We start from the raw sequence: 21,510 nt of genomic DNA on the forward strand, positions 1-21,510 counted from the left end.
TGTTACAAATTGTATTTGATTGGAATGCAGTTTAATGAATTGAATAACAGTGTTGTGGTTTGTCAAAATTAATTGTGATTATGAAAGATGCTTATTTTATTGTTTGTACTTAAAATTATGATTCGTATGATGCGGTAATTTATAAATGCCTTTTCCCCGAAGCCGATTCCAGCAATTTTGGCGAACAATACCGGATCAAAACTTGCGTTTTCAGCAACAGTGGCCGCTAGGTTTTATGAGTGGAAACAGAAACAAGTTATAGCGGAATGAGACCCGATCTGGCCACTTTTTGCGAGCGTTCGGGTCAATATTTTTGGAAGGAGAAAGGTGTTGAAAACAATTGGAAGAGTTTCATCGGTCGCGATGGTTTTAAAAGGAGTGCTGGCGATTGCTTCAACTTCAATCGTTGCTGGTTATTCGGCTGTTAGGCCTGATGTGCAAGTTGTACCTCCGGATTCCATACAACGGGTGTCTGATGGTATTGACACCACCGGCGTATTGATTTACCCTTTCGATGATGAGCCAGAATTCGACTACTCCGATTCTACTCAGCAGTCGGCGTTGTTCCTGAAAAAGCCTTCAAACATCAAAACGGTTGTTGAGTACGATCCGGTTAGCGGTCAGTATATTATGACTGAAAAGATTGGCAATATCGTTTATCGCCTGCCGAGAGTGATGTCGCTGGAAGAGTACGTTCGGTACAGCATGCAGAGTTCAATTCGTAACTATTGGCGAAGTAAATCGGGAGAGCAGCAGGGCGAAGAAAGGCGGAAGATGATTCCGAGTTTAACGGTTAGTGGGGAAGCATTCAATAAGATATTTGGAGGCAATACAATCGATATTCAGGCGCAGGGCTTTGTTGATGTGAGCTTCGGTTACCAGATGTATGAGGTTGAAAATCCTTCGCTCTCCGAAAGTCAGCGCAAAGTTCCCTCTTTCGATTTCAGTCAGACAATCCAGATGAATGTGACTGGGAAAATCGGCGACAAATTGAATATGCAGGTTAACTATAACACTGATGCGACGTTCGATTTTGAGAATAAAATGAAACTTGAGTACTCGGGCGACGAAGACGAGATCATTAAAAAGGTTGAGGCGGGCAATGTTTCACTCCCATTGGAGGGAACTCTGATAACTGGAGGGACCAATCTTTTTGGTGTGAGAACCGATATGCAGTTCGGGAAACTAACAATGTCAACGGTGTTGTCGCAGAGTAAAGGAGAAACAAAAACAATACAGGTTGAAGGAGGCGCACAAACAACATCGTTCGAAATTGACGCTTCGGATTACGAATCGAATAAACACTTTTTCGTGTCGCAGTACTTTAGGGATACCTACGACAACGCCCTTAAAAATATGCCGGTTGTCAATTCAGCGATTACCATTAACAAGATCGAGGTTTGGGTAACCAACAAATCGGGTAGTTATACGAGCTCGCGTAATATTCTGGCCTTGATGGATCTTGGGGAGCATGACGATAATATCTATAATTCGGTTCCTTCTTTCCGGGAAGTGAGTGGGGCAATCTATCCGGAAAGCGTTTATCCGCAAAATGATGCGAATGAAATGTACACGGTTCTAACCGAACAATATTCCGACATTCGAATGGTGTCGTCGATCACAAAGACGATGTCGGCCTTCTCGTCGTATGGGTTTAAATCGGGAAAGGATTATGAAAAAGTTCAACAAGCCAGACAATTGAGTTCTTCGGAATATACGGTTAACACAAACCTGGGCTACATCTCTCTCAGTTCAGCATTAAATTCAGACGATGTACTTGCTGTGGCATACAACTATACGGCCAATGGCGAAACCTATCAGGTTGGCGAGTTTGCGGCCGATGTAACTTCGCCCGATGTGTTGGTCGTGAAGCTGCTGAAAGGAACAAGTTTTACCCCACAATTGCCAACCTGGGATCTGATGATGAAAAACGTTTACAGTTTGAATGCCTACAGTTTGAGCAGCGATGATTTTGTGCTAAACGTTACGGTGTTAAACGATTCGACCGGGAGTTATGTGAATTATCTTCCGGCTTCAAATTTGGCGGGGCGAACTTTGTTGAGCGTACTTAATCTGGATAATCTGGATTCGAATTTAGATGACGGGAGCAACGGTGTTTTTGACTTTGTAGATGGCATAACCGTACAAGCAGAAAAAGGGCGAATTGTTTTTCCCTGTCTCGAACCTTTTGGCAGTTACCTGACCGACCAGATAACCAGCAGTACATATAAAGAAAAATACGGTTATCAGAGTCTTTACGATACCACGAAAACCTATGCCAAACTGGATGCCGAACACGATAAGTATAAACTGAAAGGGACTTATTCGGGCTCTTCAAGTTCCGAGATTTCGTTGGGAACTTTTAACCTGGTACAGGGCTCGGTTACTGTAACATCGGGAGGAGTGACCCTCACCGAGTATGTCGACTACACGGTTGATTACACCCTGGGGAGGGTGAAAATTATTAACCCAACCTATTTGGATTCGTCATCCAGCCTGCAGATTTCGGTTGAAAGTGAGGATCTGTATTCAGTACAAATGAAGACGCTTTTGGGAACCCACCTAAATTATGCTTTCTCCGATAATTTCAACATTGGTGCAACAGCCTTGTATCTCAACGAAAGTCCAATTTCGGAGAAAGTCGACTATGGAAGCGAGCCTGTTTCCAATGCCATGTTCGGACTCGATTTGAATTATACAACCAAGTCGCAGTTCTTAACCAAGCTGGTGGATAAGTTGCCCTTTATCGAAACGAAGGAGGAGTCCTCGGTCGCGGTTCAGGCAGAGGTTGCCAAACTGATTGTAGGAGAATCCGGGGCAACCGACGGAACTGTTTATATCGACGATTTTGAGTCGTCAGAAACGGATATCAGTCTCAGCTCCCGTCAGTCGTGGGTGCTGGCCAGTACTCCACAGGAGCAGTCCGACTTGTTCCCCGAAGGCAATCTGTATGATGATCTGGCCTATGGATACAACCGTGCGCGTTTCTCATGGTACAACATCGATCCGCTGTTTTTAAGCAATGGTTCGCTTACTCCGTCGCACATTAAAAAGGATACGGATCAGCAATCGGATCACCGGGTTCGGCAGGTGTATGTCGAGGAAATTTACCCCGATAAAGAGCTTGATGTCGGGGAGTCTACAGTTCTCACGGTCTTGAATGTCGCCTTCTATCCCAGCGAGCGGGGGCCGTATAATTTCGATTTAAATTCGTCACCTTATTCGGCCGGAATAGACTCGGACGGAGCACTGGTTGAACCGACGACACGGTGGGGAGGAATTATGCGTGAAATTACAACGACCGACTTTGAGGCGGCCAACATCGAATATATTTCCTTTTGGGTGATGGATCCTTTCGTGACTAACGATGACGGAACAGCCACGGGAGGAGATTTATATTTCAATTTGGGCGATGTGTCGGAAGATGTGCTGAAAGATTCCTATAAATCGTTTGAAAATGGTCTTCCGGAGTCAGCTTTGGTCGCCGACGTGGATACAACCGTTTGGGGACGGGTTTCAACCGATACCCAGCTTACAACCTCTTTTGTTAGTGATGATGAAACTATATTGAATCAGGACGTTGGTTTCGACGGGCTGTCGGATTCCGACGAGCAGAGTTTTCATAGTGACTATCTGTCCAGTGTACAGAATGTTACAAGCCAGTCGGCCTATGAGGCGATTGCAGCGGATCCGGCAGCTGATGACTATCACTATTTTCGGGGAAGCGATTACGATGAAGATGAAGTTAGCATTCTGGATCGATACAAAAAATACAACGGTCCGGAAGGGAATTCAGTTCCGGCGTCGTATTCTCCCGAGTCGTACTCCACATCAGCCTCAACAACTCCAAACTGCGAGGATTTGAACAGCGATAATACCTTGAGCGAGTCGGAAAGCTATTACCAGTATCATATTAGTCTGAGGCCGGAAGATATGGTGGTTGGCGAAAATAACATTGCCGATATGCAGACCGTTACTGTTGAACTTGCGAATGGTGAAGAGAGCGATGTAAAATGGTATCAATTCAAGATTCCGGTCGATTCGCCGGACGATGTGTTCGGCGATGGAGCCGATTTTTCGTCCATACGTTTTATTCGGATGTTTATGCGGGGGTTCGAAGAGCCCATGTTTTTACGTTTTGCTACGCTCGATCTGGTACGGGCCGAATGGCGGGAGTATTCTGATGATCTGGAGGAAAACAGTACCACGTCGGGAACCAATACCACATTTGAATTGTCGGCAGTGAATATCGAAGAGAACAGTCAAAAGGAACCGGTCAACTATATTCTGCCACCCGATATCGACAGGGAGGTTGACTACAGCAGTTCGTACCTGATTGAAGAAGATGAGCAATCGTTGTTGTTGAAAGTAGAGGAATTGGAGCAAGGTGATTCCCGCGCGGCTTACAAGAATATCGATATGGATTTCAGATCGTACGAACGCTTAAAACTGGAGGTTCATGCCGAGGCGATTGAAGGCGCTGACCTCGATGACGGAGATTTGTATTTTTTTATTCGCCTGGGTTCCGATTACAACGACAACTATTACGAGTATGAACTTCCGTTGCAGCTAACGCCCGCGGGAACTTACGACGACGATATTGAGGCTGATCGGTACACCGTTTGGCCCGATGCAAACCGGATTAATGTTGCGTTTTCCGTGTTTACAGATGCAAAGCTGGACCGAAATTCAGCGATGAGTGAAAGTGGTTCGAGTTTATTGCTTTCCGATGTGTACGAAGTGACACATGAAGACTGGAATGACGGCACTAACCTGGTGAAAATTAAAGGGAGTCCGAACCTTGGAGACGTGCAGGTAATGATGCTTGGAATTCGACATAAGACATCGAGTTTGCAGACTTTAGCCAAATCAGTTGAAGTATGGGTGGATGAGCTTCGGTTGAGCGGATATGAGGACCAGGGAGGATGGGCAGCCACCGTGAGAAGTACCGTGAAGTTGGCTGATTTTGGTACCGTGACTTTTGCGGGCAGCCATACTTCTGCCGGTTTTGGCAGTATTGATGAGAGTATCAGCGAACGGTCGACTGACGATGTAAGTACCTACGATATTACCGGTAACTTTGAAATGGGTAAGTTCTTTCCTTCAACTGCACAAGTGAAAATCCCGGTTTTTTTCAGCCTTTCAAAAAGCGTGAGTAATCCGTACTACAACCCGCTCGATCCGGATGTGACCATGTCGGAAACCCTGGCAAATGCCAGCTCCGAGTCGGAACGAGACTCGCTGACGAACCTGATGCAAACCTATTCACAATCATCAAGCATTATTCTGAATAATGTAAAAGTGGACAAAAAACTTCGAAAGGATAAAACCAGCCTGATCGATCCGGCCAACTTTTCCATGTCTTTTTCATACAGTAAACAACAGAGTGGGGATGTTTATACGGAATACGATATCGAAAAGTACTATCGGTTTATATTGAGTTATTCCTATAATAACCGTCCGAAAGTATACGAGCCGTTTAAAAACATAGGACTGTTGAAGGGCAATGCCTTCAACTTAATACGCGATTTCAACCTTTCGCTAATGCCAACCCAGATTTCCTATGTCAACAGCCTCTACCGTTACTACAACGAAACACAAACCAGAGATGTCACTGACACGGATATTGAGATTCCGGTTACAGTTGACAAAGATTTCTTATGGGTCAGGGATTTTAGCCTGAAGTACAACCTGACGAAATCACTGACAGTCAGTTTCTCATCGGAGGGAACTGCCCGGATCGATGAGCCCGACGGGGTGATCGATCAATCTGATGACGACTACCAGCAGAAAAAGGACTCCATTCTCTCAAACCTGCTGAGTCTGGGAAGACCGATTCTGTACAATCATGTTTTGAATGCGACTTATCAACTGCCGCTAAACAAAATTGGGCTGCTGGATTGGACCAATGTAACAGCACGCTATCAGGCCGGTTACGACTGGACAGCCGGCTCGGTGACCGACGAATCGGTTGAACTGGGGAATGAAATTGAAAACACCCGGGTGATACAGGGGAATGGGCAGCTGAACCTGACCACGCTATATAATAAGTCGCAGTTCTTAAAGTCAGTTAATCAGCGATTTGGAACGGGGGTTAAGACCGGTCGGAGCTCAAGTGCCCGGACAAAAGCCGCAGAAAGCAGGCAAAATCAATCTGCCGGTGTCCGGGTTCGGGAGGTTTCGTACAAGGATAAGAAGGTGCAGATTCTGGCCGGCAAGGAAACCGTAATTACCCACGACCTGAAGACCCGCGATGTGCAGCTAAAGGTTTTTGATGAGGATGGAAAGCAAGTGCGCGTTGTAACCAAAATTCTTGACGATAGCCGGCTTAGTTTTGAGAGCCGAAAAACGATTGAAAAGGCACTGGTGGAAATTAGCGGAAAGCGCCAACTTAAAACCAATTGGATCTATAACGCGGCTCAATACTCGGCACGAACGGCAATGATGGTGAAAAGCTTCACGATGACCTATGCTTCTTCGGATGGAACAGTTCTGCCGGGGTTTATGCCGGAGCCTTCCGTTTTCGGTATGGGTCGTTATGATCCTGATCCTTCCATGTTCGGCGAAATTGCATCTACCAACGCGCCGGGGCTTCCGTTCCTTTTCGGGTATCAGGATGAAGATTTTGCCCGCAAGGCGGCGCTGAAAGGATGGCTGACGAAGGACACCTCCCTCAATTCTCCTTATTTAATGAATCATAACGAGGCGTGGAGCTTTCAGGCGAACTTGGTTCCTATTCCTAATTTGAGTGTGAATCTGAGCGGAAGTCGATCGTTTTCAGAGAACTCAAGTGAGTATTATTTATACGATTCTGAAGCTGATGTATTCAATGCATCGAGTCGAACCTTGAGCGGAAACTTCACCATGTCGGTCAATACCTGGAGAACCGCTTTCGAGAAAATCGGCGATGCCAATGTGGAGACGCCAAAAGCCTATCAAAATATGCTGGATTACCGGGAGACCATCGCCAGAAGATTGGCAGCCCGTCGGGTTTCAAACGCTGCAGCCGGCTATAACCCGGAGGGAAACAACCCCGAAACCGAATTCCCCTGGGGATATGGATCGACTTCGCAGGATGTGTTGATCCCGGCATTTATCGCTGCTTATACGGGGCAGTCGCCCGACAAAGTGTCGCTCAACCCGTTCCCCTCTCTGAAATACCTGCGCCCAAACTGGCGGATTAGCTACGATGGCATGGTGTCGAAAATAAAAGGACTGAACCGGATTGCCAAGTCAATTAGCCTGAGTCATTCCTACCGCTCTTCTTACAACATCGGAAGCTATACCACCAACCTCGACTATGATGACAGCGAATATGGTGATGGCTGGAGCTACGCAACCAGCAGCTCGACCGGCAATTTTATCTCCCAATACGATATTACGTCCGTGAGTATAACCGAACAACTTAGCCCGCTGATCAATCTGGACATTACCTGGCTGAATAACTTGTCGACGAATATTGAGATAAACCGAACCCGAAATCTTACGCTGAGTTTCTCAACCGATCAGCTGACCGAGATTTTGAGTAATGAGGTCTCTGTGGGAGTTGGATATCGCTTTCCGCGTATGGACTTGATTATTAAATCGAAGGGCGGGCAGAAAGCCTACTCAAACGACCTGAATCTCTCATTTGATCTATCCTTTAAGAAAAACAAAACCGTTCTGCGAGATATTGCAGAAGAAGACGACCAGTTGTCGTCGGGACAGAATATGGTCACGTTGAAATCGACCGCAGATTATCAGCTGAGCGATCGGTTTCAGCTAAAAATGTACTACGATAGAGTCGTTAATAATCCGTTTACATCAAGTTCTTATCCCAGTTCAACATCCAGTTTCGGACTTAGTTTCCGTTTCACACTCACTCAGTAAGGTCTACACCAAGCCTGTTCATCCCTGGGTGAAATTCCATTCAGGAAGACTGGCATGTTGCCTTGAGATTTGGGTTTCGTATTTTCAATTGGCGCAGCTGCTGAACCGTACTCGCGATCCATTTTATTTTTAAGACCTCACGCCGTGTCTTCATCTTTGGCATGTCGTCAAATTAAGTGTAATTTTGTGGTCGATTTACTAGAAAAATGGAAAGACGAGAAATAGAAATTATGGCGCCGGTTGGTTCGTACGAATCATTGGCAGCAGCGATTCAGGCAGGTGCCGGGTCGGTTTATTTTGGAGTGGAAGGGCTGAACATGCGTTCTCGGTCGTCAAACAATTTTACGCTGGTCGACCTGAGAGCGATTGCTGAGAAAGCACATCGTCATGGGGTGAAAACCTATCTGACGGTGAATACGATTATTTTTGATCATGAACTTGATAAACTGCACGATACCATTCGGGCGGCAAAAGAAGCGGGAATTTCGGCGATTATTGCCAGTGATATTTCGGCGATCCTGTTTGCCCGGTCCATTGGCGTTGAGGTGCATATTTCAACCCAGGTTAATATTACCAATATTGAAGCCGTGAAGTTTTACGCGCAGTTTGCCGACGTGGTGGTGCTGGCTCGTGAAATGGATATGGAAAAGGTTACTGAAATTAGCCGCCAAATCAAAGCTCAGGATATTCGCGGCCCCAAAGGCGAGCTGGTGCAGCTCGAAATGTTTGTTCACGGAGCGCTGTGTATGGCTGTTTCCGGGAAATGTTACCTCAGCCTGCACGAGATGAACAGCTCGGCTAACCGCGGAAGTTGTATGCAAACCTGCCGCCGCGCCTACACCGTAACGGATAAGGAAACCGGAGCCGAGTTGGAAGTCGACAACGAATATATCATGTCGCCGAAAGATTTAAAAACCATTCATTTTCTAAATAAACTGCTCGATGCCGGTGTTTCGGTCTTAAAAGTTGAAGGGCGGGCCCGGGCCCCGGAGTATGTGAAAACCGTTGTGGAATGTTACCGCGAAGCTGTTGATGCCTACTTTAGCGGAGAATTTACCGACGAACGAATTGCCCAATGGGATTCGCGATTGAATACCGTTTTTAACCGCGGATTTTGGGATGGCTACTATTTGGGACAGCGACTTGGCGAATGGAGCAAAAACTACGGATCATTGGCTACCGAGCGCAAAGTGTATCTGGGCAAAGGCATGAATTATTTCCCGAACATTGGCGTTGCCGAATTTAAAATGGAAACAGGAACGCTCAGGGTTGGCGATAAAATATTGGTTACCGGGCCCAGCACCGGCGTTGTTGAACTAACCGTCGATGAAATTCGGGTGGACTTGAAACCAGTTGACGAAACCCAAAAAGGCGAGTTGTTTTCGGTGAAACTGCCGGAAAAAATTCGTCGGTCGGATAAACTGTATAAAATTGTGTCGGCCAGCGAAGTGAAACATCGAAAGTAGCTCCACCCAAGTTGGTCGACAATCAGTCGGTGGTTGTCGGTTTTTAGTTTGTTCGGGTAAGCAAATTGCTTCAGATGGCAGCTTTCTTTTTGAAAGGGCGTCAAAATCATTTTAATAATCTTTCTATTTTTGAGCAAAACCTATTGGTATGCGTAAGTTTATTCTTCCTCTTCTTCTGATTTTAATTGTTGTATTTGGGGCGGTTTGGTATTTTACCATCCGCGAAACCACCAGCTATTCCGAGAATTCTGCTTTTCAGGCCATCCCGCTTAAAACACCATTGGTTGTGGAGATTCCCGAGTTAGGCTCGCTGGTCGAAGATCTGCAATCGAACAACGAACTTGTGGTGGAATTGCGCTCAGTAGACTGGCTGAAATCGTTTTGGAATGATGCAACTCAACTGGAGAGCCTTATGGCCGCAAACGAGGATCTTCGGGAGGCTATTCAATCAAAATCGGTTTTAATCGCGTTCAACCCGGAAGGGAAGAATGATATCGGCGCCTTGTTTGCATTTAGCTTGGAAAACCGAGCAGAACGCCAGGCGATGATTGGTTTCTTTGAAGGACAACAGCAGGAATCCGGTGGTAAGCTGACGCAGCGAATGTACGATGGACAGGAGGTTTATCAGTATCGGATTAACGGGCAGGAATACTTTTTTTCGGAGTCGAAAGGGATTTTCCTGTTCAGCCGGAATGCCATTTTTGTTGAAGAAGCCATTCGGCAAATTAGCAGCGAGAACTTGTTGAGTCAGGAGCAATTTCAAAAGCTGTACTCAACCGTAAGTAGCAGCTCCGATTTCAACGTTTTTATCAATCATAAAAAACTCTCGATTTTACTCGACAAACTGTTGACACCCGACTTTCGGACGGTGGCGCGCCAGTTTGCAAACTTTGCTGATTGGAGCGAGTTGGATGTTATTTTGAAGAAAAACGAACTGCTGCTGAATGGATTTAGCTTTTCGGGCAACACAGCGGATAATTACCTGAGTGTGCTGCGTAAACAGGAGGGCCAGCGTTTTTCGATCGACGAAGCCCTTTCGGCGAACACCAGTTTGTTTGTAAACCTGAATCTTCAGAATTTCAAGGATTTTCAGGACGATTATGAGGAGTTTCTGAAGAAGCAGGGGAGTAGCTTTTATAACCGCGATACGCGACTGACAATTGTTGAGCGCCAGGGAAAGAAAAAGCTCATTCCGCTATTCGAAGAGATTTCGGATGATGATTTTGCCTTGGCATTTGGTTCGGTGCTGCAAAACGAACCGACACAAAACCGTTTCTTCATTGCGAAAGTGAAAAGTCGGACACTGGCTCAAGAGGCTATGTTGCCTGTTCTGGAGAACTTTGCCAAAGGAGCTAAAAAAACACTTCAGGATACTCAAACTGAATATAAACTGCAGGAAGATCGGGTTTTTAACATCTATGAGTTTCCAATTCCTGACCTGGCTGAATTGCTGTTTGGAGAGGTTTTTTCGGCTGTGAGTTGTAATTATTGCTGTTTTTACGATAATTACCTCATTTTTTCCGATAATGAAACTGCGCTGAAAAGTTACATTCACGATCTGGTTTTGTCGGAAACCTTGGAGAGAGATGTTCCTTTCCAGAAGTTCAATCAGCAAATGGCCAGCCGTTCCAGCTGCTATTTTTACCTGAATGTTTCACGAATTTTCAACCTTCACAGCTATTATTTGAACGAGGAAACCGTTTCGGCGATTAAGAACAACGAACAGGTTTTGCGTAAGTTTTACGGACTCGGTTGGCAAATCTCCAGCAACTCGGGCGAATTGCTGAACAACCTTTATTTGCGTTTCGATCCGATATTGAAGGAGGAGCCGCAAACGGTTTGGCAAAGTAAGCTGGATACTACAATTTCCGGCAAGCCACAGCTTGTTACCAATCACAACGACCGACAGAATAAGGAGGTCATTGTGCAGGACAATAACAACAATCTGTATCTGATTAATAAGGAAGGTGTACGACTCTGGAAAATAAAGCTTTCGGGCAAGATTTTAGGCGATGTACATCAGGTCGATTATTACCGAAACGGAAAACTGCAATACCTTTTCAATACGCAAAGTCAGCTGTATCTGCTCGATCGAAATGGCAACCATGTGGCGAAGTTTCCGGTGAGTTTTCGTGCACCGGCAACCAATGGCGTCGCGGTGTTCGATTATGATGGTAACCGGAATTACCGCTTTTTTGTCGCTTGTGAGAATAAGCAGATCTATGCTTACGACCGCGATGGGAAAAGTGTGCAGGGGTGGAAAGCCGAAAATACGGATGGGCAGGTTACCGAACCGCTCAAGCATTTTCGGATTGAAGGGAAGGATTATCTGGTTTGTGCGGATCGTTACCGAACTTACATCCTGGACAGACAGGGTGATGTTCGTGTGAAGACCGAGAGTTTTGAACACTCCGGTAACGACCTTTACCTTGCGAAGGGCGGGCAGTATGCCTTGGCAACAACCGATGCTAAGGGGAAGGTTATTTTACAGTATTTCGACGGTAAAACAGAGACCCGGGATTTGGGCAGTTTTGGGGCCGGGCACTTTTTTGTAGCCGAGGATTTGAACAATGATGGCAAAACCGATTTTATTTTGACTGACGGCAAGCAACTCGCAGCGTACTCAGACAGGGGAAAGGAATTGTTCGATCGCGATTTTTCAAGTCCGATCAGCAACCGACCAAATATCTACACATTTACCAATAACGATAAAAAAATTGGGCTTGTTTGTCGCGACGAAAACCGGGTGTATTTGGTGAATGTGGACGGCAAGCTGTACGATGGTTTTTCGCTACAGGGCAATACCGATTTTAGCATAGGTTCTCTGGCTAGTGGTAATTCGTATTTTAACCTATTGGTTGGTAATGAGGATAATAGTTTCTTTAATTATAAGGTAGACTAGGCGGATTCGGCGCTCTCCCAGTAGGGCCGAAGCTCCTGTTGTCCTTTGTCGGCCAACCGAATCAGTCGGTTGTGGCTAGGTGGCAGATCCAAGTCACGGTGGCCGGGAGGTGCTGTGAATGAGCTTCATTTTAAACAATCATAATTCAAAATTTCGTTGGTATTTTCATAACCCGGTTTATCGAAATTTCGTTTAAGGGAGGTAGAAGCCTTCACTAAATCGGGCTTAATCATGAACATAAAAGAACACCAACAAACCGAATTTCCGTCCTGGGGAGAGCTCACCAAACGAATGGAAGTTTACAGCAAATCGGAAATAAGTAAAAGTATTTGGCAGATCGTAAACTCCTTTGTTCCTTATCTTGTCACTTGGGGGTTGATTATATACAGTTTGTCAATCAGTTATTGGATCACTGCTTTCCTTATTGTGTTGGCTGCCGGATTTCTCGTTCGCATGTTTATTATTTTTCACGATTGTGGACACGGTTCTTTTTTCAACTCTAAAAAAGCGAATACCATTGTGGGAATGACCTTTGGGATTCTGGCTTTCACGCCCTATTACAAATGGCATCGGCAGCATATGGATCATCATGCAACGGTTGGAAATTTGGATAACCGAGGGCGCGGAGATGTGTGGGTGATGACCCGCGAAGAGTATAAAGCCGCTACAAAATGGGAGCGTATAAAATACCGGATTTACCGGAACCCGTTCTCTATTTTTGGCGTCGGGTCGTTGTTTTTGTTTTTGATTCAGAATCGGTTTACCCGAAAAGATATGCCCCGAAAAGACAAGTTGAATGTTTATTTTACAAACCTGATGCTGTTGTTGCTTTTTGTTGTAATGGGCTTGCTTATCGGCTTTACAACTTTTATAATCCTCCAGCTTTCCATTCTTTATGTTGCCGCTATTGGTGGTTTATGGTTGTTTTATCTGCAACATCAATATCCCGATGTTAGCTGGTTTAGAGCGAAAGATTGGGATTTTCGGACTGTAGCCATAAACGGGAGTTCATACATTAAGTTTCCAAAGTTGCTGCAATGGTTTTCCGGCAATATCGGTTTTCATCATATCCATCACTTAAATCCCCGGATTCCAAACTATAATCTGGAGCGGTGTTTCAAAGAAAATGAGATCTTTCAGAACGTTCCGCCCGTTACTTTTATCGGAAGCTTGAAGTCGCTGAAACTGAGGCTTTGGGACGAAAAGTTGCATCGAATGGTGTCCATTGGTGGTAACCCTGTTTAGCGTTGGTTAAACAGGCAGGCGCCTTAGTTTGCCATTCTCCGTTCGTGGAAGTTTACGTATGAAAATAATTTCGCGTGGCTGCTCGTATTTTTCCAGCCTTTCCCGGCAAATTTTAGTCAGTTCACTTATTTGGGTTGAATTTTCTTCACCTTCAACCACTAAAACAAGTTGTTGCCCCAATGATTGGTGTGGCCTGGAGGTGATGTAAAATGGCAGAAGGATGTCGCTTTCCAGCTTTTTCTCCAATTCTTCGGGCGAAAATTTAAGCCCGCCCGAAATGATTCGGTTGTCGGCTCGCCCGAGAATGCGAAAGGTGTTTTCATCCTGCAAATCAGCCAGATCGTTTGTTTGCAAAAAGCCGTCTTTCAATCCGGGCATTTCAATCCGGAGGCAGCGTTCGCTGTTTACACTAATCCGAATGCCGTCCAGACAGTGGTAATACTCGTCTTTGCCCCCGCCATTGAGTTGGCGCAGGGCGATGTGGGTCGCTGTTTCGGTCATGGCATAGCTCGAAAAGCAAGTGGTGCCGATTGCCTGTAGCTTATCCTCGGTTGGCGCGGGAATGGCAGAACCGCCAATCAATAAAAATTTCAGATTCCAGCTTTCTAAATCCAAACACTTCACAACTTGGTTGATCACCATCGCGGCAAATTTAAAATGAAGGTCTGACTGCAAAATTTCGAAGTTCGACGATGGGTCGATAACGTACAGATCCAGCTTTCCGATCAGCGCACGAACAACCATCAACTTTCCGGCAATAAATCGGCAGGGGAGGCAATGTAAAATCCGGTCGCCTTCTTTTAGGTCGAAAAATGAAATTGTGCGCAGGGCACTGTCTGCAACGAAATCCTTCTGAAGTCTGATGGTTTTGGGTTCACCGGTGCTGCCCGATGTTGTCACTTCAATGTAATCCCGATCGTTGTACCACTCTGTCAGAAAATCCAGCCAGTCGCGCTCCCAACCTATCGTGCTTTCGCAATTGGCAAGCAGGCTTTCAACCTTTGTTGGTTGACCGTTTACGGTGATATGGGAGGGAAATAGTTTCAACTTTAAGATTCTAAATTTTAAGTTTCAGCGTCATTCTGGGCTTGTTTTGCAATCTGTCGCCAGTTTCGTATAATCCTGAAATGAATTCAGGGTAACAACGACCGACGAAATCCTTTAAAGGTCGAAACCCTTTGCGGGGTCAAACCAAAGCTGCTCGCCACGAATTTCGAGTGGCGAATCAATATTGTTGGTGAACAATTGCCCCGTGCCCAATCCCTGATACGTTCGTGCATTTTTTGAAAAAGCCCATTGTGCAATGGCATTCAGTCCAATGTTCGACTCCAGGTAGGAGGTGATCCACCAACCGATGTTCCGTTCTTTGGCCAGTTCAATCCATTCATCGCAGCCCGACAATCCACCGTGTAAGCTGGGCTTCAATATCAGGTACTGCGGACGAATCATATCCAGTAGCAATTGCTTGTCTTCGTGTTTGTTAATGCCGATCAGCTCTTCGTCCAGCGCGATGGGGATCGGCGTGTCGTCGCATAGCTTGGCCATGTCGGCCCAGCGTCCGGCCACGATTGGTTGTTCAATAGAATGAAGGTTGAACTCGGCCAGCTGCTGCAGTTTCTCTTTTGCTTCATCAACTTTAAAAGCGCCATTCGCATCAACACGCAACGTTACCTGTTCGCTTGAGTAGCGTTTGCGGATAAACCTTAGCAGATCCAGTTCCCGACCAAAATCGATGGCGCCAATTTTTAGTTTGATGCACCGATATCCTTCGTTTAGTTTCGCTTCAATTTGGCTCTGCATGGTTTCGGCGTCGTTCATCCATATTAAACCATTAATCGGGATTCCGGCTTTGCCGGCTGTAAAAGCCGACGGGAATAGCAGGTGATGGCCGCCATTTCGCAAGTCGAGCAAGGCCGTTTCCAGTGCAAATCGTAAGGATGGGTAGTCAATGAGCAATTCCCTGTTTTCCTCGAAATACAAGGGATCGGAGCAAACATCTTCGATCATGTAGTCAACTTGTTCCGGCGTTTCAATGCTCAATCCCGGAAGCGGAGCGCATTCGCCAACGCCGGTTGTTCCAGCTTCTTCCAGATATAGGTACCACACCGTTCGTGTTTTGAGCACCCCGCGCGAAGTTCCGGAGGGCTGCTTAAATTCCAGTTCGTGTTTTTTGAAATAGCCAATCATAGAATGCTGAAGATTAACCCGACCGAAAAAAGCAGGGTGAAAGCCAACGTAGCGAGTGCAAGCCGTTTGAGAAAAGGGTCGAGCATTCGATCTTCATTGGTGGAGTAAATTTTTATCAGATCGATAATGAAAAGTGGGAGAACCAGCACAAACAGCCATTGCCACATTGTTTCTTGTTGGTGCAAGGTAAAGATGATGGCGGCCAACCATCCCCATAGAATGATGGCGGTGTGATAGATTCGGCTGTTACGGGCACCCATTTTCACGGCCATGGTTATTTTTCCCGAATGCCGATCGTTTTCAATGTCGCGCATGTTGTTTAAATTGAGTACCCCGGCGCTGAAAAAGCCCATGCTGACGGCTGGCAGAACAATCGCTGTTTCCACAAAGTTGGCGTGCAGAAAGAAGACGCCAATTACCGGTAGTAAACCAAAAAACAGGAACACCGACAGGTCGCCCAATCCAATGTATCCGTATGATTTTTTTCCGGCAGTGTAGAAATATGCTGCCAGCAAGGCAAGTATTCCCAAGCCGATAAAACCGAAAAAGGCGATCTTGCAAAATTGCCAGGTTCCGGCATAAACCAAGGCAATGCCCAGTAGAAAGCTGAGGCCACCAACAACGAACATCCCTCTTTTCATTTCCGCAGGTTGAATTTCGCCCCCCTGCATGGTTCGGGTTGGCCCCAGTCGTTGGTGGTTGTCCGTTCCTTTCTGGAAATCGCCGTAATCGTTGGCAAAGTTCGAGAATACCTGTATGAGTGTGGCGGTTAATATCGCCAAAACAAAAACGCTGAGGTTGAACGCGCCGTAAAAGGCTGCCAATGCCGAGCCCATTAAAATGCCCGACAAAGCCAGGGGCAAAGTGCGCAGCCTGGCTGCTTTAATCCAACTTTTGGGTGTTGCCATACTGGAAATGTTTCAGAGCGCGTCATTGGCAGCGAAGCGAAGCAATTTGTTCTGACAAGATTGCTTCAGTTGTTCCTCCTTGCCAATGACGCAACTACCGTTTTTTAGTGAATCCTTTCGCGTGAATCAAGGAAATTTTGGATACTTCTGGAAATCGGGTTTGCGTTTTTCAAGAAATGCGTGTTTGCCTTCCTGTGCTTCTTCAGTCAGGTAATACAGTAAGGTCGCGTTTCCGGCAAACTCCTGAATCCCGATTTGTCCATCAAGCTCTGCATTCAATCCGAGTTTCAGCATGCGTAAAGCCAATGGGCTGTGTTCCTGCATTTTTTGTGCCCAGGCAACCACTTCGTCTTCCAGTTGATCGAGCGGCACAACTTTGTTGACCAGCCCCATTTCAAGTGCCTCGGCAGCAGAATATTGGCGGCACATGAACCAGATTTCGCGGGCTTTCTTTTGCCCCACGATGCTGGCCAGATACGATGAACCTAAACCGGCATCGAAACTACCGACTTTGGGGCCGGTTTGTCCGAAGATGGCATTTTCGCTGGCAATACTAATGTCGCAAACAACGTGCAGCACGTGTCCGCCGCCAATGGCAAAGCCATTCACCATAGCAATAACCGGTTTGGGCATACTGCGGATTTGCTTCTGCACTTCGAGAATGTTGAGGCGTGGGATTCCGTTTTCGTCAATGTATCCGCCTGTTCCTTTCACATTTTGGTCGCCACCCGAACAAAAAGCTTTATCGCCGGCGCCCGTCAGCACAATCACATTAATGTGCTGATCTTCGCGGCAAATATGCAGCGCGTCGATAATGTTGTTCACCGTTGTTGGGCGAAAGGCGTTGCGCACCTGCTCGCGGTTGATCGTGATTTTTCCAATCCCATCATAGTAGTCGAAGAAAATATCTTCGTATTCTTTAATGGTTTCCCATTTTCTTGTTGTGCTCATACTATCTTTTGTTTTTTGTTATCTCTATTTAAAGTTCCCTATTCGGAATGTCAAGTTTTTTTTCAGGTCAGTCCGCTCATGATTTCACAAACTTAAATAAGCTTCGGAATGTTTCCGTGTTTACTTCAGCATCGGTGAAGATTTCCAGCAATGCCGGGCCTTCGGTTTCCGGTGAGTAAAAGTCTGTCAATGTATTAGCCAGCTCATTTGCGTTTTCAGCTTTAAAATAATTCAGTCCGAATGTTTTGGCAATGCCTTCAGCCTTGAATTTGTTTTCGGTGAAAAAGTGTTCTTTGAACGCCGGCGATTCACCCGGGCCTTTGATCAGACTAAAAATATTGCCGCCCCGATTGTTGATCACAATCACCCGAAAATTGTTTCCCAGGTAATTGTTCCACAGCGCATTCGAGTCGTAAAAAAACGACAGATCACCCAAAATGATTGTGTTCAAACGCTCGGACTCGTGGGCAAAGCCAACAGCTGTCGACAACGATCCGTCGATACCGCTTGTGCCTCGGTTGCCAAAATAATGAGCATCGTGTACCGCGTCGCAAATTAGTCCGTAACGCACAGGGGTGCTGTTCCCCAGGTGAATGACTGAATTTTCAGGAATGGCTTTTCTTATTTGATCAAAGACAGTCAGATCCGAGAATGATGCCTCGGATATATATTGATCGCGCAGCCGATTGACCTGCGTTTCTTTGTTCTTCCAAAGTTGTAAATAAGCTTTCTCTTTCGTTTCCAGCTTGGGTTGAATGAGCTCAAAGAAATCTGCAGCATCAATTTTTACGACCTGCGTGAGCGATTGATAGGTATCGAAATGTTCGCCCGATAAACTCAAATGCCAATGTTGTTGTGCTTTGTTTTTCCGCAGAAATTGTTTCAGCGATTTCGAAACGTATTGGCCGCCAAATGAAATTAGCAGGTCGGGTTGAAAATCTTCCGGCGCATCTTCCAGAATGGCCGCCATCATACAGTCAATATTTCCGCAGAAATTCGGATCATTCAGATTTGCCAGATGCTCTCTCAATACAACCGCTCCGGTTTTTTCGCTGATTGTCGAAAGCAGGTTTTCAAGTCCCGGATTCGGAACTGACTGCCCGGCGAGAATCAACACCTTGGCCGAGTGGTTGAAGGCGAAAGCGAGATTGTCGATTGTGTTTTCGCTTAACGTTGAAGCAACTTCGGTTTCTTCAATCACTTTAATTGGAGACAAAGGCTCGTTCAGCAGGTCGTGCAGCGACTCTTCCAGTGGGATATTAAGATGGATTGGCGCCGGTGTTCCGGAAACAGCCAGATTCAGGCATTCGTTGATTTCGCGGGCTGCAAACCAGAGTTCTTTTTCCGATTCACCAAGTGGCAGACAAATCTCTTTCTTTGTGAAATTTTGGTAGATTCCCTGCTGGCGGATGCACTGACTTTCAGCCTGATCGATCCAGTAGTCCGGACGATCGGCCGTCAAAACGATCAACGGTACATTCATATAAAATGCTTCCGCAACGGCAGGAGTATAGTTTAGCGTGGCCGTGCCCGAGCTACAAACAATGACTACCGGCTTTTGCTTGGCTTGCGATAGGCCCATGGCAAAGTAGGCAGCACTGCGCTCGTCGACAATCGTTCGGCAGTTGAATAAACCACTTCCGGCAAAGGTGTGTGTTAGCGGGCCGTTGCGCGAACCGGGAGAAATGATGACATCATCAATTCCTTTCGCCAGAAGCAGCGAAGCCAGCTGCTGGATGTGTTTCTTGGTTGAAATCATTTTTTTGAACAGCGTTGATAGCGGATAATAAGGTTGTTGCTTTTTTCTTTGTTTCTTCCCATTCTTCTGCCGGAACCGAACGTCCGGTAATTCCTCCACCGGTATAAAGCATATAGCTTTCGGGGGTTATTTCCATGCAGCGCAAATTTACAAATAATCTAATGCACTCGTTCATCCGCCAGGGACCAAGGTAGCCGGTGTAGTACCGACGGCGATGCCTCTCGATGGTGGAAATAAAACGATCGGCTTTTGATTTTGGCAACCCACAAACAGCGGGAGTAGGATGCAGCTCCGCAATGAAGTTTCCGAGCTGTGCGTCAACCTTTTTGGCCGCGAATGTGAAGCTGGTTTTCAGGTGCGCTACGCGGCCGCTTTCAAGTGTCTCCGGGCCTTGTGTTGTATAGGGGTGTATTTTGAATTTGAAAAACAGGTCGAGCATGTATCGCGAAACGAACGCTTGTTCTTCAATATCTTTGGTTTGCCAACTGTAGTCCGAGTCATCGCGGCGCGATTGTGTTCCGGCCAGCGACACCGTTTCCAGCGCTTTGCCTTTCGACTGCAGCAGCACCTCGGGAGTAGCGCCCATCCATAAGCCGGCTTTGGGTAAATTTACCAAATAAACCATGGCGTTTGGTGTTTGCTTGCGCAACCGGACATAGAGTTTGCCGATCGATTCGTGACCACGCTTTTGCGGAACTATGCGTGAAACAATAACCTTGGATAGTTTTGTTTTTTGAATCACCCGTACCGTTTCTGCTATATCGTTCAAATAGTCCTGCTCGGTGATGATATGAAAGTCGATATGATTTTTAATGTTGGGTTGAACTGCCGGAAGATCGTTTAAATTAAAGTTTGCAACAGCTGTTTCGTCCCGGAGGTAAATCTTCGGTTTTAGAAGCATCAGGGGTGAGTCGGGTTCTATTCGAAACGGGGCAAATACAAAACCCTCCTGACCGTTTAATTGGTTAAAGTCCTTCAGCTCCAGAATATCCTCCGGATCACCAATCATGATTTCAGGTGTTGAGTCGCCAGGTGCAGACCAAGCGGCAAAAGGCCTGTTCGTTTGAATAAGTTGGTCGAAAAATGTCGTATAGAGTTCCCCTTTAACCATTCTTTTTTACAATCATATTAGTCACTCGAATTGTTGATACCAAGCGACCCTCTTTGTTGGTTATGTCAACATTCCAAACATGAGTTTGGTTTCCCTGATGGACGATTTTTGCCGTTGCGTAAACCGATCCTTCCCGCACACTGCCGGTGTGGCTACCGTTTATTTGTATGCCACGCACGTCAAACAGAGCCATGTCAACCAGTAGCATACTTCCCAGGCCGGCCATTGTTTCAGCCAGCGCCAGACTCGACCCGCCATGCAAAATGCCATCGGGGCGAGTGGTTTTTGAACAGACCGGCATGCTCGCGTGAACTTCACCCGATCCGATTTTTTCGATTTTAATAGCCAGACTGCCGATCAGGCTGTGTTGCATAGCCTGATTGAGAATGTCTACCGGAGTATCAATATTTAAAAGACTAAAATCCATTTTCTGATTGTCAAATTGAAGCCCTAAAATAGCGTTAACTTTTTATTTTAGGAAGGTTTTCAATCCATATTTGCCCGAAACCCAAAGGGGAGAGAAGGATCCGGAAATCAGATGGCTGTAAATTGAAGTCGAACAGAGAGGGCGGATGATATTGCCTGATGGAATGATCGCTGACAGATTAGAGGTGAAAACTGCTTTTTCCGCAACCAAAAACATACGAAAGCGGCCTTATTCGAGCAGGTTGTGTTTGCGCAAATATTTCTCGAGCTTTACGCCGCTTATCGACAGGTCGGAGAGTGGATCATCGTTGCTTTCGCTGGCATATAATAAGATCGATTCGTGTGCCTCGAGCTTTATTTCTACTTCTTTCAGGTTGCCCAAAGCCATGCTCGAATCGGGTCTCCAGAGGAACATCCAGCATTTTTCTTCTTCGGTCAAATCTTCAATGCGGTACGTTTTTTCTAACAGCTCATCGCTGTCGTTCACAAATAAAATACCCCAGGCTCTTTCTGATTTATATCGGCGAACGGCCACTTTCCCGCGGTCCTCAATACTCCACAACGGTGTAACAGCACTTTGCGGCCGGTCTTGGGGTTGCAAAAACCGCCAGAGATTGAGCTGTTCTTCAGTTAAGGTTGAAAAGCGGTCGGACGTATTTACAGTTCCTCCCAGGATTCCGTTCCAC

The 21,510-nt window shown here is 46.2% G+C and carries 12 protein-coding genes; 4 read left to right on the top strand and 8 right to left on the bottom strand.

Features of this window, described 5'->3' with window-relative positions:
* Positions 1 to 327: 327 nt before the first annotated feature.
* The 4 genes from sprA (at position 328) to ABZD21_RS07280 (ending at position 13,482) form a co-directional block, all read left to right on the top strand.
* The gene (sprA, locus tag ABZD21_RS07265; RefSeq protein WP_372773995.1) at positions 328 to 7,869 is read left to right on the top strand and encodes a cell surface protein SprA; all 7,542 of its coding nucleotides are present in this window, start codon (positions 328 to 330) and stop codon (positions 7,867 to 7,869) included.
* 206 nt (positions 7,870 to 8,075) lie between these two features.
* On the top strand, positions 8,076 to 9,335 hold the full coding sequence (locus tag ABZD21_RS07270; RefSeq protein ID WP_372773996.1) for a peptidase U32 family protein: 1,260 nt from the start codon (positions 8,076 to 8,078) through the stop codon (positions 9,333 to 9,335).
* 148 nt (positions 9,336 to 9,483) lie between these two features.
* A complete protein-coding gene (locus tag ABZD21_RS07275; RefSeq protein WP_372773997.1) occupies positions 9,484 to 12,237 on the top strand; it encodes a DUF3352 domain-containing protein in 2,754 nt (917 codons plus the stop codon).
* Positions 12,238 to 12,468: 231 nt separating this feature from the next.
* The gene (locus ABZD21_RS07280; protein WP_372773998.1) at positions 12,469 to 13,482 is read left to right on the top strand and encodes a fatty acid desaturase; all 1,014 of its coding nucleotides are present in this window, start codon (positions 12,469 to 12,471) and stop codon (positions 13,480 to 13,482) included.
* Positions 13,483 to 13,488: 6 nt separating this feature from the next.
* Here the strand turns inward: ABZD21_RS07280 and ABZD21_RS07285 are convergent, their stop codons facing one another.
* From ABZD21_RS07285 to ABZD21_RS07320, 8 genes are all read right to left on the bottom strand, one after another.
* Positions 13,489 to 14,529 carry an AMP-binding protein gene (locus tag ABZD21_RS07285; RefSeq protein WP_372773999.1) on the bottom strand — a complete coding sequence of 347 codons (1,041 nt, stop codon included), beginning with the start codon at positions 14,527 to 14,529 and terminating at the stop codon, positions 13,489 to 13,491.
* A 114-nt stretch (positions 14,530 to 14,643) separates the two neighbouring features.
* The gene (menC, locus tag ABZD21_RS07290) at positions 14,644 to 15,669 is read right to left on the bottom strand and encodes an o-succinylbenzoate synthase (RefSeq protein WP_372774000.1); all 1,026 of its coding nucleotides are present in this window, start codon (positions 15,667 to 15,669) and stop codon (positions 14,644 to 14,646) included.
* The gene (locus tag ABZD21_RS07295) at positions 15,666 to 16,577 is read right to left on the bottom strand and encodes a 1,4-dihydroxy-2-naphthoate polyprenyltransferase (RefSeq protein ID WP_372774001.1); all 912 of its coding nucleotides are present in this window, start codon (positions 16,575 to 16,577) and stop codon (positions 15,666 to 15,668) included. Before ABZD21_RS07295 ends, menC begins: the two co-directional genes overlap by 4 nt.
* A 126-nt stretch (positions 16,578 to 16,703) precedes the next feature.
* Positions 16,704 to 17,528: a 1,4-dihydroxy-2-naphthoyl-CoA synthase gene (gene menB, locus ABZD21_RS07300; protein WP_372774003.1), complete on the bottom strand. Its 825-nt coding sequence runs from the start codon at positions 17,526 to 17,528 to the stop codon at positions 16,704 to 16,706.
* 76 nt (positions 17,529 to 17,604) lie between these two features.
* Entirely contained in the window at positions 17,605 to 19,287 is a 1,683-nt protein-coding gene (menD, locus tag ABZD21_RS07305) for a 2-succinyl-5-enolpyruvyl-6-hydroxy-3-cyclohexene-1-carboxylic-acid synthase (RefSeq protein ID WP_372774004.1), read from the bottom strand.
* The gene (locus tag ABZD21_RS07310; RefSeq protein ID WP_372774006.1) at positions 19,226 to 20,398 is read right to left on the bottom strand and encodes a chorismate-binding protein; all 1,173 of its coding nucleotides are present in this window, start codon (positions 20,396 to 20,398) and stop codon (positions 19,226 to 19,228) included. The genes menD and ABZD21_RS07310 overlap by 62 nt, the downstream gene beginning before the upstream one ends.
* Positions 20,391 to 20,825 (bottom strand): PaaI family thioesterase, encoded by a 435-nt coding sequence (locus ABZD21_RS07315; protein ID WP_372774007.1) that lies wholly within the window; start codon positions 20,823 to 20,825, stop codon positions 20,391 to 20,393. The genes ABZD21_RS07310 and ABZD21_RS07315 overlap by 8 nt, the downstream gene beginning before the upstream one ends.
* Positions 20,826 to 21,053: 228 nt before the next feature.
* A partial coding sequence (locus tag ABZD21_RS07320) for a hypothetical protein (RefSeq protein ID WP_372774008.1) occupies positions 21,054 to 21,510 on the bottom strand: 457 nt, incomplete at its 5' end.

The sequence above is a fragment of the Mangrovibacterium sp. genome (genome assembly GCF_041596335.1).
Classification (GTDB): domain Bacteria; phylum Bacteroidota; class Bacteroidia; order Bacteroidales; family Prolixibacteraceae; genus Mangrovibacterium.

Coding starts and splice junctions, on each gene's coding strand:
- ABZD21_RS07295 (WP_372774001.1), bottom strand. CDS start 16,577: ATGGCAACACCCAAAAGTTGGATTAAAGCAGCCAGGCTGCGCACTTTG.
- ABZD21_RS07315 (WP_372774007.1), bottom strand. CDS start 20,825: ATGGATTTTAGTCTTTTAAATATTGATACTCCGGTAGACATTCTCAAT.
- menD (WP_372774004.1), bottom strand. CDS start 19,287: ATGATTTCAACCAAGAAACACATCCAGCAGCTGGCTTCGCTGCTTCTG.
- ABZD21_RS07280 (WP_372773998.1), top strand. CDS start 12,469: ATGAACATAAAAGAACACCAACAAACCGAATTTCCGTCCTGGGGAGAG.
- menB (WP_372774003.1), bottom strand. CDS start 17,528: ATGAGCACAACAAGAAAATGGGAAACCATTAAAGAATACGAAGATATT.
- ABZD21_RS07270 (WP_372773996.1), top strand. CDS start 8,076: ATGGAAAGACGAGAAATAGAAATTATGGCGCCGGTTGGTTCGTACGAA.
- ABZD21_RS07310 (WP_372774006.1), bottom strand. CDS start 20,398: ATGGTTAAAGGGGAACTCTATACGACATTTTTCGACCAACTTATTCAA.
- ABZD21_RS07275 (WP_372773997.1), top strand. CDS start 9,484: ATGCGTAAGTTTATTCTTCCTCTTCTTCTGATTTTAATTGTTGTATTT.
- menC (WP_372774000.1), bottom strand. CDS start 15,669: ATGATTGGCTATTTCAAAAAACACGAACTGGAATTTAAGCAGCCCTCC.